Genomic DNA, 12880 nt, shown 5'->3' on the forward strand with positions numbered 1-12880 from the left:
ACCAAGCTGTGCTTTCACTATATCTATTTTTCTCTTGCTTTCACCTATACTAATTCTGATTGCAATATTATACAGGAAATACGCAATATTATGCATTTCTTTAATTGCAGTGCTCATAACGCTAATTCTGGATTAAAAAGAGAATAGAAAAGTCAGGAGAGTAGGGTAAACTCAACAAATAGAAAAAAATAGATGAGGTTACCCATGGAAGATATAACAAAACTGTTTTGTCTGGTCGATGATTTTTGCAGAGATATAGAGAAAAATTTTGCAGATAAACTACTGCCAAACGGTAAAAAACCCACAAGAGTGCCAGAAATTACACATTCGGAAATTATCACAATAATCCTCCTGTATCAGCAATCTCCCTGTGAAAATTTTAAGGCTTTCTACCTGCATTACCTAACATTGCTCTACAAATCAGAGTTTTCGAAGTTGCCTTCATACACTAGGTTTGTTGCTCTAAAGTCCAGGGTTTTGTGGCATTTAGCCATGCTATTACAGTGCCTTTGCGGATGGTCAGAACTTACTGGAATCTCATACATAGATACAACTCCTATTGCAGTTTGCCATGCAAAAAGAATATCAAGAAATAAGGTTTTTGCTGGAATTGCAAAATTAAGCAAGAGTACATATGGCTGGTTTTTCGGCTTTAAACTACATTTGATAATTAACGAGAAAGGTGAAATTCAAGCTTTTACGCTTACAAGAGGTAATGTTGACGATAGAGAGCCTGTAGCAAACCTAACTAAGAAATTAACCGGTCTTTTGTTTGGTGATAAAGGCTATATTAAAAAAGAGCTTTTCCAAGAGTTGTTTAACCGCGGTTTGAAACTTGTTACCAAGGTGAAAAAGGGGATGAAAAACGCATTAATTTCACTACATGAAAAGATTTTGCTGAGAAAAAGGTCGATCATTGAGACGATTTTTGGCTACCTCAAAAGTAGACTTGAAATTGAACATACTCGCCATAGATCTCCCGTTAATTTCTTGGTTCACATCTTTTCTACTCTCATTTCCTATTCCTTGAAACCCAAAAAGCCTTCCATTTCCTATACTTTCTTCCTTCCTTAATCCAGAATTAGCGTTCAGAGTATTTTAGGCAGATCATGGAACTCTAACAAAAAGGTTTCATGTTCGCCGTACTTTGTAGCAACTATAGTATTTTCTAAAATGAATGATAAATTACCATTATGGTATTACCAACCAAAAGTTGTAAGTCTGTACATTTATACATCAGAGGTCTGAGGCGGCTTTTGATGGTATGCCAACAGTGTTCTATGGGATTCAAATCTCACTTTTACCCACAAGTATAAAAAGCAAGTAAGATAGAGAAAAATATACTTAAGATGAGGTAAAAATGTGTGAAGTAAATAGAAATGTACAATGTGCTGATGGCTTAGGAGATAAATGGCTAGAAAAAGAGTTGAGACATGTTAATCTGGGAGATGTAAGGCTTAATACAAGACTTATTAAAACAAGCTATTTAATAGAGAATAAGGCGTCTGGGTCAATTAGTCAAAGCTGTGTAGGATGGAAAGAAGCTAAAGGTGCATACAGATTATTTAGCAATGAGAAGCTTGAAGCTAAGGAAATTTATTCTTCCCATTATAAAGAAACTATGGAAAGGATAAAAGGAAATGAGCTGGTATTTTCAGTTCAAGATACAAGTTATTTGGATTTTGACTCTCATATAAAGACTAAGGGTCTAGGTAGTATTTCTAAAGCCTATACAAAATATAAAAAGGGTTTGTTATTGCACAGTAACTTAATGGTTAACAAAGACGGATTACCTTTAGGGCTATCTTCTCAACAGTGTTGGGCACGTTCTATCAGGGAAGAAACAGCCCAAGAAAAAGCAAACAGGAAATACCGTACTGCTATAAAGGAGAAAGAAAGCTATAAGTGGATAGCGGCACTAAAAGAAACCCTAAATAACCTCGCAGAAGGTGTACAGCTTGTTACTATTGGTGATAGGGAAGCAGATATTTTTAAGTTTTTATGGACTGTTGAATCATTGGACAGTTTTTATGTAATCCGCAACCGAACTAATAGGAAATTCATCTGTATTGAAGGGGGAAAAACGGATTTGCAAACACGTATAACTCAACTGCCTGTAAAAAAGGAAATTGTCTTGAATGTTGCTGAAAATAAATACCAGATCTCAAGAAAAGCTAACATTGAAGTCAGGTATATGAAAGGCTATATACCTATCAGATCTCCTTACATTTATGGATCGAAAGATACAGAGCATAAAATAAGTGATAAAATCGCTATATATGTAGTAAGTGCCAAAGAAACAAATCCTCCTGAAAGAGTAGAAGCTATTGATTGGACTTTGCTGACTAATGTACCAGTTAATAGCACTTTAGATGCTATAGAAAGGATAAATTGGTATAAGCTAAGATGGAAAATCGAGGAGTATTTTAGGATTTTAAAATCAGGATGTAAGGTAGAAAGCTCTCGTTTAGCTACAAAAGAAAGATTAGAGAAATTAATCGCTATAAAGAGCATTATTGCATTTAATATTTTATATTTAACAAAAATCGCTTTATCGAATCCTATGGAGGTTTGTACTAAGGTTTTAAGTAATGAAGAGTGGAAAACCCTTTACATACGTGAGCATAAAGTAGCCAAATTGCCAGAAGAACCTCCAAACATAAAACAAGCTATTATTTGGTTAGGAAAATTAGGTGGATTTATGAATAGAAAAAGTGATAATTTACCAGGAACTATGACTCTATGGCGTGGTTATGAAAACCTCAGGGAAAGCATGGTTATGCTTCGCATAATGACCTCTCAAAGTTGTGGGTAAAAGTGAGGATTCAAATCTGGTGAATATGTTGGAAGATACAGCACATGACAGCCAAAAGACTCTATTAATGATTTTGTTTTAGTGGTCTTATGAAATGTAGCATTATCCATAACTATGGTTGTGCCAAGTGGCAATTTAGGTTTCTCCAACCATATATTGAATACCTCTTTGTCACACCCACCTTTGAAAGTCATTGGTGCAATAAATCTCATTCCAATCCACCCGGCTACTATACCGATTCTCTCTCGCTGGAATATCTGCATAAATTTTCTTTCCTCTTGGAGCACGTCCATATTCTCGGTATAACTTATACCAATTCTCATTATTAATGAACCAAATAAGAAGCATAGCAGAGTTGTTTAACCGTGGAAGGGGAAAGAGAGGTAATAAATTTACACAAAGCGCATTCAAGCAGAACAATTGTATCGTAGATTTTATTGCGTAAAATGTTCTGTTTTATATATAACCAAAACCTCTCAACAGGATTGAGTTCAGGTGAGTATGGTGGTAGGTATATAATTTCGATATTTTTAGGTGCCTTCCATTTCTGGGATTAACTGCACTATAGAGATAAAAATTTTCCCTACCTAATTTTACCTTAACCTGTGTCCTACTGCCTTTTTTAAACCACCCATGTCCAACTTTTGAATGTGTACCAAACCGTGATTCATCGAAGAAAAATAGCTCTTTTTCAGAATGCATGACAATAGTTTCATTGAGGTTTTTTTTTAAACTCCTCTTGCTTGTTTTTATCTTGTCCACTATGAACTGGTCTTGGTGTGATATATGAGAATTTCATTCTTTGCATATTACGATGTATTGCGGATTTTCTGATATTCAAACCAAATCTTTCTTGGATTCTTATTCTCATTTCTCTAATAACGCTAATTCTGGATTAAGGAAGGAAGAAAGTATAGGAAATGGAAGGCTTTTTGGATTTCAAGGAATAGGAAATGAGAGTAGAAAAGATGTGAACCAAGAAATTAACGGGAGATCTATGGCGAGTATGTTCAATTTCAAGTCTATTTTTGAGGTAGCCAAAAATCGTCTCAATGATCGACCTTTTTCTCAGCAAAATCTTTTCATGTAGTGAAATTAATGCGTTTTTCATCCCCTTTTTCACCTTGGTAACAAGTTTCAAACCGCGGTTAAACAACTCTTGGAAAAGCTCTTTTTTAATATAGCCTTTATCACCAAACAAAAGACCGGTTAATTTCTTAGTTAGGTTTGCTACAGGCTCTCTATCGTCAACATTACCTCTTGTAAGCGTAAAAGCTTGAATTTCACCTTTCTCGTTAATTATCAAATGTAGTTTAAAGCCGAAAAACCAGCCATATGTACTCTTGCTTAATTTTGCAATTCCAGCAAAAACCTTATTTCTTGATATTCTTTTTGCATGGCAAACTGCAATAGGAGTTGTATCTATGTATGAGATTCCAGTAAGTTCTGACCATCCGCAAAGGCACTGTAATAGCATGGCTAAATGCCACAAAACCCTGGGCTTTAGAGCAACAAACCTAGTGTATGAAGGCAACTTCGAAAACTCTGTTTGTAGAGCAATGTTAGGTAATGCAGGTAGAAAGCCTTAAAATTTTCACAGGGAGATTGCTGATACAGGAGGATTATTGTGATAATTTCCGAATGTGTAATTTCTGGCACTCTTGTGGGTTTTTTACCGTTTGGCAGTAGTTTGTCTGCAAAATTTTTCTCTATATCTCTGCAAAAATCATCGACCAGACAAAACAGTTTTGTTATATCTTCCATGGGTAACCTCATCTATTTTTTTCTATTTGTTGAGTTTACCCTACTCTCCTGACTTTTCTATTCTCTTTTTAATCCAGAATTAGCGTTAATAGTAATATTGGGGTTTTCCTCTATCCACAACTCAATTCGTTCAAGTTGACTTTGGTTCAATATAGTTTTTCTACGGCGTTGAGGTGGAGCAAATAATTTTTCTTCTCTTCCAAATTTTATGTGCTTTATCCATGTAGTAATTGCCTTTCTCGAAATGCAACATATTTTTGCTACAGCTGTTATACTGTGCTTTTTTGCTGCAATTACAGCATTTAGTTTTTTTGCAACATACGCATTATTTCTTACTCTCTTCAGCATCTCTTTTGCTGATTTCACCACTTTTTCATCCAATAATTTTGATCTTAATGCCCATCTAAACCTCGCTATTTTACTTACTTCAGTATGGCTTTTTTCCATTATTTTCTATTCGTTGCTTGTATAGCGGGAATTGGTATAAGATGCTGGAATGATCTATTTTTGAGATTTTATCAATAAATTGCTGCCTATCTTCTTGATTGCGCTCTTGATATAGTGTGACTTTTTTTTAAAAGTAATTTTTAGCTGTTTTAGTCTATACCAAATTGAATTTATTCCAAATCCAAGACTTTGTTTCATCTCTGCCAGAGTATGATCTGGATTCTTTGTAACATATTCTTCGAGTATTTTTGGGTCTATTTTTCGAATAAAGCTACCGTTTTTAGATGGCTTTAGGCTTTCACCAGCAGCTTTCTTTTTTAACCAGCGGTACAGCGTTGCTATTCCTATCTCCATGAGCTCTGCTATCTCAACCTTTGTCTTCCCTTTTTCTATCATCAATACTGCCTTTTCCCTTAAATCCACACTATATGCCATTATAACTCAAATACTTTATTATACCTTTATCATTTACTTTAGGAAATACTATAAATGGTCAAGTAGCCCCATTTCATACTCCTGTCATCCTAGTAGCTGACACTGGGATCCAGAAAAATTTACAAGTAAACTGAGCTTATGCTAAATTCAATGAGATTAAATGAAAACCAGCATCAAGTGCTGGAATGACACCTTATACCAATTCCCACTATGTAAAGAACAGATAGACAATAATGGGAAAGAAGTGATACTAGAGTAGATAAAATAGAGAGGTATAAATGGCATTAAGGTCAAAACTGTTAGACGAAAAAGTTGTAAATTTGGCGAAAGAAATGTTAAAAAAGGTCAGAAATAACGCATATGTTTCAAAAAAGTTACAAGCGGTGATAGCAGGAAAAGAAAGTAGTATAAGCGCTGTGGCAAGAATATGTAAAATTTCAAGGACTGCTTTGACTGAATGGATAAAGCATCTAAAATTTGGTAGAGTAGAAAAATTATTTTCCCCTTCTCAGCGGCGAAGAAAAAGCAAATTAAACAAAAATCAACGTGAGCAAATTGAAATATGGGTAGAAAGAAATCCAAATATTACTATTAAGGAAGTGCAAATAAAAATCTCAGAGGAATTTGGCCTAAACATTAGCAAATCAACAGTGCATCGTGAGATACAAAGGATGAAGTTTTCTTATATAACACCGAGGCCAATTCACCATAAACAAGATAAAAACAAGCAAGAAGAGTTTAAAAAATACTTCAATAAAATAGTCAATTCCCACCCTGAAAAGGAGGTATTTTTTTGATGAATCACGATTTGGAACTCATTCAAAAATCGGACACGGATGGTTTAAAAAAGGGGTCAGAACGCAGGTTAAATGAAAATTGGTAGACAAAATTTCTATATCTACAGTGCGGTAAATCCAAGAAGTGGTAAGAAAATTAGCCTACTTGCTCCATATGTAAACACTGATTGTATGAATATATTTCTGGAGCAGATGTCGAAAGATTTAGGCACGAAAAAAGCCTTTCTTGTAATGGATTGTGCAGGCTGGCATAGATCAAAAAGTTTGAAAATTCAGAAAAACATTACCATTATATACTTGCCTCCTTATTCACCAGAACTGAATCCTGTTGAGAGGTTGTGGCAATATATCAAACACAATACTTTACGCAACAGAGTCTACGATACCATAGGCTTACTTGAAGATGTTCTGTGTAATTTTATTGTCAGTATTTCCAGTGCTACTATTAAACGAGTTTGTAATGTTTCTTATTTGTTCGATTAGTAATGGAATTTGGTATGAATTGATTTATTCTTTTCTTTTATCTTACCGAGCAAAAACAAAAACCTTTGAATGAAGTCATGATAATCATCTTTTTGCTCTTCAATTTTATTATTATATGAATTACCTAATCATTATTACCTCACAACTAAATAATTAGTATAGTAATACGAATGCTAAGTTACATTAATCAATAAACTTACAGTAAATTTTCCATTCTCAGTTATAAGTTGTGCTTCTGTACCCTCAACCCATTCTATCACTTCAGCATTGCAAACTGACTGCAAATCATGCTGAGCAGAATAATTTAACTCATCCTCTTTTACACTCGCTTTTATCATCAACTTTTGTATAAGATGCTTAACTGATACGTTATTATCTGCTTTTATTTTTCTCACAAGGTTTAATATCTGCACGAAATTATCTCCCATTTCCTCAGAATACTTATCATAGGTAAGTTCTTCCTTGTTAGGCCAATTACTTTTATTGTGAACGGAGTTATAACTATACAACTGATGATATATTTCCTCTGTAATGTATGGCAAAAATGGTGCAAATAACCTCAAAATAATATTGAGTACATATGCCAAACTCTGTTTCGCACTCATGTTTGCCTCGCTGTCCAATGCATCTCCATATGCACGTTTTTTAACTAACTCTAAGTAATTATCACAAAAATCTTTCCAAAAAAATTCTTCTATTGCGCTCAAAGCTTCGCAGTATTCAAACTGTAATAGGTTGTTCGTCGTTTTTTCTATCACTTTATATAATTTGGACAATATCCACTTATCCATCGTCTCACTGATGGAATTTATGCTCAATGCTTGATGTTTTTCCATAAACATGGAAACAAATTTGCTAGCATTCCAAAGTTTCGTAACAAGTCGTTTGCCAATTTTGAAGATATTTTCAGAGTAGACTGTATCAACTCCAAGTCTTGAGTTTGCTGCCCAATAGCGTACTACGTCAGCTCCATAGGTTTCAAGCATTACATGAGGAGTGATGATATTACCTTTTGATTTACTCATCTTTTTTTTATCATCAGCCAAACACCAACCACTAATCATGATATTTTTCCACGGCAGTGAATCTGCATGATAATGTGCCTTCAAAATCGTATAAAAAGCCCAAGTTCTTATTATCTCATGGCTTTGGCTGCGCAGATCTGCAGGAAATATCTTATCATACCGATGGCTTGGTAAACCGAGCTCACTGTTTACTGCCAGTGCACTTAATTGAGGAGTGATCGCACTTGTTGCCCAAGTATCCATCACATCTTGATCTGGAGTAACTTCTTCTTTAATATACCCTTTCGGTAAATCTTTGAGTGGATCTACAGGTAAATCCTTTACTTCAGCTAGAATGATTTTGCCTTCTTCTCCCTTACGTTTTGAATACCAAACTGGAAATGGTACACCAAAATAACGCTGTCTTGAGATGCACCAATCCCAACTTAGCCCTTCTATCCACACCTCTATACGTTTACGCATAGATTCTGGATGCCAATTACATTTACTCACTTTATCTAATACTTGAGTTTTTTGCTCTAAAGTCTTGACAAACCATTGATAAGTAGGTAATATTTCAAGCGGCGCACCAGATCTTTCAGCACATTTAACAGAATGAGAAATGCTAGTGCTTTCTATTAAAAGGCCCTTTTCAGTTAGGATTTCAATAATTCTCTTTCTTGCTTCTTTAACTCTTAGGCCATTTACTTCATCGTAGATTCCAGCGTCACGCGCTGGAGCGTGTGTCTCCTCTAATGGCTGGATTCCAGTGTCAAGCACTGGAATGTCACTCCCCTTTGTCATCCCAGTGCCTTGACACTGGGATCTATTATTACCATACACTGAATCTAGACTTATCCTACCATCCTGATCGATAATAATTTTCATCGGCAGACCATGCTTTTGCTGCCAATATATGTCGAGCTCATCACCAAACGTACAGCACATAACAAGCCCAGTACCTTTATCTATTTTAACTTTATCATCAGCTATTATTGAAACTTTTGCTCCTGTTATTGGCACCACGGCTATTTTTCCAATCAGCTGAGTGTAGCGTGCATCTTCTGGATGGCAAAAAACTGCAACACATGCTGGAAGCAACTCAGGCCGTGTAGTTGCAATCTTAATCTGCTCATTTTCTTCAGTGGAAAAAACTATCGTGTTCAAAAATGACTCAAAGACTTTATCCTCTATTTCTGCTTGTGCAATTGCAGTTTTATCGACTGGGTCCCAAAGAATAGGTTGCATTTTTTTGTATGCATACTCTTTATTATATAGATCAATGAATGACATTTGAGAAAGTGCCACAGCTTCTTTACTAATTGTGTGATACTCTAAATTCCAGTCATAACTAATACCGACTGATTTAAACAATTCCTTGAATTCCTGCTTTGACTTCTCAATAACTTCATGGCACATCTCTATAAACTCTTCTCTGCCAACTTCTTTTGCACGGGTTTTATAGGTCTGCTCAACTAACCTTTCAGTGGGAAGCCCATTATCATCAAACCCAATTGGATAAAATACATCTTTCCCCAGCATACGTTGAAACCTTGCAATAAAGTCCGTATGGCAATAGCTAAATATATGACCAATATGCAACTTTCCAGATATCGTTGGTGGAGGCGTATCTATAGTGAAAGTATTATCCTTTTCACCATTCCATTTATAAACTTTACTCCCTTCCCATAATATGTTGTATTTGTCTTCAATTTCCCTAAAGCTATACTTTTCTTCTAACATAAATATTTCTCAGTTTTAAGCTTTAAGTTAGCACAATTGAGCAAATACAGCAATTTTAATGTCTGCCATTTAATTTAGCCTTGTTATGATACAAATTTTTCTTGATCTTATAATTTTTAATGTATTACATAATAAATTTTTAGTATTGAGGTTTATTATGCTTAACTTTCATAACTTAAAAGAGCTTATAGATATTCTAATACCAATTCTCATTATTAATGAACTAAATAAGAAGCATAGCAGAGTTGTTTAACCGTGGAAGGGGAAAGAGAGGTAATAAATTTACACAAAGCGCATTCAAGCAGAACAATTGTATCGTAGATTTTATTGCGTAAAATGTTCTGTTTTATATATAACCAAAACCTCTCAACAGGATTGAGTTCAGGTGAGTATGGTGGTAGGTATATAATTTCGATATTTTTAGGTGCCTTCCATTTCTGGGATTAACTGCACTATAGAGATAAAAATTTTCCCTACCTAATTTTACCTTAACCTGTGTCCTACTGCCTTTTTTAAACCACCCATGTCCAACTTTCGAATGTGTACCAAACCGTGATTCATCGAAGAAAAATAGCTCTTTTTCAGAATGCATGACAATAGTTTCATTGAGTTTTTTTTTTAAACTCCTCTTGCTTGTTTTTATCTTGTCCACTATGAACTGGTCTTGGTGTGATATATGAGAATTTCATTCTTTGCATATTACGATGTATTGCGGATTTGCTGATATTCAAACCAAATCTTTCTTGGATTCTTATTCTCATTTCTCTAATAGTAATATTGGGGTTTTCCTCTATCCACAACTCAATTCGTTCAAGTTGACTTTGGTTCAATATAGTTTTTCTACGGCGTTGAGGTGGAGCAAATAATTTTTCTTCTCTTCCAAATTTTATGTGCTTTATCCATGTAGTAATTGCCTTTCTCGAAATGCAACATATTTTTGCTACAGCTGTTATACTGTGCTTTTTTGCTGCAATTACAGCATTTAGTTTTTTTGCAACATACGCATTATTTCTTACTCTCTTCAGCATCTCTTTTGCTGATTTCACCACTTTTTCATCCAATAATTTTGATCTTAATGCCATCTAAACCTCGCTATTTTACTTACTTCAGTATGGCTTTTTTCCATTATTTTCTATTCGTTGCTTGTATAGCGGGAATTGGTATTACTACATATATAGCGATTTTATCACTTATTTTATGCTCTGTATCTTTCGATCCATAAATGTAAGGAGATCTGATAGGTATATAGCCTTTCATATACCTGACTTCAATGTTAGCTTTTCTTGAGATCTGGTATTTATTTTCAGCAACATTCAAGACAATTTCCTTTTTTACAGGCAGTTGAGTTATACGTGTTTGCAAATCCGTTTTTCCCCCTTCAATACAGATGAATTTCCTATTAGTTCGGTTGCGGATTACATAAAAACTGTCCAATGATTCAACAGTCCATAAAAACTTAAAAATATCTGCTTCCCTATCACCAATAGTAACAAGCTGTACACCTTCTGCGAGGTTATTTAGGGTTTCTTTTAGTGCCGCTATCCACTTATAGCTTTCTTTCTCCTTTATAGCAGTACGGTATTTCCTGTTTGCTTTTTCTTGGGCTGTTTCTTCCCTGATAGAACGTGCCCAACACTGTTGAGAAGATAGCCCTAAAGGTAATCCGTCTTTGTTAACCATTAAGTTACTGTGCAATAACAAACCCTTTTTATATTTTGTATAGGCTTTAGAAATACTACCTAGACCCTTAGTCTTTATATGAGAGTCAAAATCCAAATAACTTGTATCTTGAACTGAAAATACCAGCTCATTTCCTTTTATCCTTTCCATAGTTTCTTTATAATGGGAAGAATAAATTTCCTTAGCTTCAAGCTTCTCATTGCTAAATAATCTGTATGCACCTTTAGCTTCTTTCCATCCTACACAGCTTTGACTAATTGACCCAGACGCCTTATTCTCTATTAAATAGCTTGTTTTAATAAGTCTTGTATTAAGCCTTACATCTCCCAGATTAACATGTCTCAACTCTTTTTCTAGCCATTTATCTCCTAAGCCATCAGCACATTGTACATTTCTATTTACTTCACACATTTTTACCTCATCTTAAGTATATTTTTCTCTATCTTACTTGCTTTTTATACTTGTGGGTAAAAGTGAGATTTGAATCTGGTGAATATGTTGGAAGATATAGCACATGACAGCCAAAAGACTCTATTTGTGACTTTTTTTTAAAGTAATTTTTAGCTGTTTTAGTCTATACCAAATTGAATTTATTCCAAATCCAAGATTTTGTTTCATCTCTGCCAGAGTATGATCTGGATTCTTTGTAACATATTCTTCGAGTATTTTTGGGTCTATTTTTCGAATAAAGCTACCGTTTTTAGATGGCTTTAGGCTTTCACCAGCAGCTTTCTTTTTTAACCAGCGGTACAGCGTTGCTATTCCTATCTCCATGAGCTCTGCTATCTCAACCTTTGTCTTCCCTTTTTCTATCATCAATACTGCCTTTTCCCTTAAATCCACACCATATGCCATTATAACTCAAATACTTTATTATACCTTTATCATTTACTTTAGGAAATACTATAAATTGGACATGTGGTTAATCGTTGTTATAGCAACAGTATCTGCATTCTTAGCTGGTGATTTAATAATGAAACCTAGCTCTCAAGTAAATGGAACACAAGAACCACAAGGAGTAGCAAATAAGAATTCAGTGTAGCTTGATATACGCTAATTCTGGATTAAAAAGAGAATAGAAAAGTCAGGAGAGTAGGGTAAACTCAACAAATAGAAAAAAATAGATGAGGTTACCCATGGAAGATATAACAAAACTGTTTTGTCTGGTCGATGATTTTTGCAGAGATATAGAGAAAAATTTTGCAGACAAACTACTGCCAAACGGTAAAAAACCCACAAGAGTGCCAGAAATTACACATTCGGAAATTATCACAATAATCCTCCTGTATCAGCAATCTCCCTGTGAAAATTTTAAGGCTTTCTACCTGCATTACCTAACATTGCTCTACAAACAGAGTTTTCGAAGTTGCCTTCATACACTAGGTTTGTTGCTCTAAAGCCCAGGGTTTTGTGGCATTTAGCCATGCTATTACAGTGCCTTTGCGGATGGTCAGAACTTACTGGAATCTCATACATAGATACAACTCCTATTGCAGTTTGCCATGCAAAAAGAATATCAAGAAATAAGGTTTTTGCTGGAATTGCAAAATTAAGCAAGAGTACATATGGCTGGTTTTTCGGCTTTAAACTACATTTGATAATTAACGAGAAAGGTGAAATTCAAGCTTTTACGCTTACAAGAGGTAATGTTGACGATAGAGAGCCTGTAGCAAACCTAACTAAGAACGCTAATTCTGGATTAAAAAGAAAAT

At 34.8% G+C, this 12880-nt stretch carries 7 protein-coding genes and 7 pseudogenes; 4 read left to right on the forward strand and 10 right to left on the reverse strand.

The features are described from left to right. Positions 1 to 204 precede the first annotated feature (204 nt). Complete coding sequence (locus O1Q06_RS02315) at positions 205 to 1074, forward strand: IS982 family transposase (RefSeq protein WP_410542908.1); 870 nt, start codon at positions 205 to 207, stop codon at positions 1072 to 1074. A 286-nt stretch (positions 1075 to 1360) separates the two neighbouring features. Then, positions 1361 to 2815 (forward strand): IS4 family transposase, encoded by a 1455-nt coding sequence (locus O1Q06_RS02320; protein WP_410542423.1) that lies wholly within the window; start codon positions 1361 to 1363, stop codon positions 2813 to 2815. Here the strand turns inward: O1Q06_RS02320 and O1Q06_RS02325 are convergent. The 5 genes and pseudogenes from O1Q06_RS02325 to O1Q06_RS02345 all read right to left on the reverse strand — a co-directional run bounded on the left by O1Q06_RS02325 (position 2800) and on the right by O1Q06_RS02345 (position 5461). Then, positions 2800 to 3138, reverse strand: coding sequence for a transposase (locus O1Q06_RS02325; protein ID WP_410542833.1), 339 nt, complete (start codon positions 3136 to 3138; stop codon positions 2800 to 2802). The two genes, O1Q06_RS02320 and O1Q06_RS02325, sit on opposite strands and share 16 nt — an antisense overlap. Before the next feature lie 2 nt (positions 3139 to 3140). Continuing rightward, positions 3141 to 3695: pseudogene (locus O1Q06_RS02330) on the reverse strand (transposase); the annotation flags it as partial. A gap of 15 nt (positions 3696 to 3710) precedes the next feature. After that, positions 3711 to 4579, reverse strand: a pseudogene (locus tag O1Q06_RS02335) (IS982 family transposase). Positions 4580 to 4666: 87 nt separating this feature from the next. After that, positions 4667 to 5026: pseudogene (locus O1Q06_RS02340) on the reverse strand (hypothetical protein); the annotation flags it as partial. Between the two features lie 54 nt (positions 5027 to 5080). Beyond that, the gene (locus O1Q06_RS02345) at positions 5081 to 5461 is read right to left on the reverse strand and encodes an IS630 transposase-related protein (RefSeq protein ID WP_410542909.1); all 381 of its coding nucleotides are present in this window, start codon (positions 5459 to 5461) and stop codon (positions 5081 to 5083) included. A 278-nt stretch (positions 5462 to 5739) separates the two neighbouring features. Between O1Q06_RS02345 and O1Q06_RS02350 the strand changes: the two are divergent. Next, positions 5740 to 6741: pseudogene (locus O1Q06_RS02350) on the forward strand (IS630-like element ISWpi10 family transposase). Positions 6742 to 6914: 173 nt separating this feature from the next. Here the strand turns inward: O1Q06_RS02350 and O1Q06_RS02355 are convergent. The 5 genes and pseudogenes from O1Q06_RS02355 to O1Q06_RS02375 form a co-directional block, all read right to left on the reverse strand. Continuing rightward, the gene (locus O1Q06_RS02355) at positions 6915 to 9488 is read right to left on the reverse strand and encodes a valine--tRNA ligase (RefSeq protein ID WP_410542910.1); all 2574 of its coding nucleotides are present in this window, start codon (positions 9486 to 9488) and stop codon (positions 6915 to 6917) included. 215 nt (positions 9489 to 9703) lie between these two features. After that, a pseudogene (locus O1Q06_RS02360) lies at positions 9704 to 9913 on the reverse strand (transposase); the annotation flags it as partial. A gap of 11 nt (positions 9914 to 9924) precedes the next feature. Next, positions 9925 to 10570 (reverse strand): annotated as a pseudogene (locus O1Q06_RS02365) (IS630 family transposase); the annotation flags it as partial. Positions 10571 to 10613: 43 nt separating this feature from the next. Beyond that, positions 10614 to 11579, reverse strand: a complete 966-nt coding sequence (locus O1Q06_RS02370) for an IS4 family transposase (protein WP_410542679.1) — start codon at positions 11577 to 11579, stop codon at positions 10614 to 10616. Positions 11580 to 11699: 120 nt separating this feature from the next. Beyond that, entirely contained in the window at positions 11700 to 12023 is a 324-nt protein-coding gene (locus O1Q06_RS02375) for an IS630 transposase-related protein (protein ID WP_410542911.1), read from the reverse strand. A 281-nt stretch (positions 12024 to 12304) separates the two neighbouring features. Here O1Q06_RS02375 and O1Q06_RS02380 point away from each other — a divergent pair. Then, positions 12305 to 12852 (forward strand): annotated as a pseudogene (locus O1Q06_RS02380) (IS982 family transposase); the annotation flags it as partial. Between the last annotated feature and the right edge of the window lie 28 nt (positions 12853 to 12880).

The organism is Wolbachia endosymbiont of Tetranychus urticae (assembly GCF_046529255.1).
Classification (GTDB): Bacteria; Pseudomonadota; Alphaproteobacteria; order Rickettsiales; family Anaplasmataceae; genus Wolbachia.

Bases quoted from the DNA above. Each gene is read 5' to 3' on its own strand.
- O1Q06_RS02320 (WP_410542423.1), top strand. From the start codon at position 1,361: ATGTGTGAAGTAAATAGAAATGTACAATGTGCTGATGGCTTAGGAGAT.
- O1Q06_RS02355 (WP_410542910.1), bottom strand. From the start codon at position 9,488: ATGTTAGAAGAAAAGTATAGCTTTAGGGAAATTGAAGACAAATACAAC.
- O1Q06_RS02315 (WP_410542908.1), top strand. From the start codon at position 205: ATGGAAGATATAACAAAACTGTTTTGTCTGGTCGATGATTTTTGCAGA.
- O1Q06_RS02345 (WP_410542909.1), bottom strand. From the start codon at position 5,461: ATGGCATATAGTGTGGATTTAAGGGAAAAGGCAGTATTGATGATAGAA.
- O1Q06_RS02375 (WP_410542911.1), bottom strand. From the start codon at position 12,023: ATGGCATATGGTGTGGATTTAAGGGAAAAGGCAGTATTGATGATAGAA.
- O1Q06_RS02325 (WP_410542833.1), bottom strand. From the start codon at position 3,138: ATGAGAATTGGTATAAGTTATACCGAGAATATGGACGTGCTCCAAGAG.
- O1Q06_RS02370 (WP_410542679.1), bottom strand. From the start codon at position 11,579: ATGTGTGAAGTAAATAGAAATGTACAATGTGCTGATGGCTTAGGAGAT.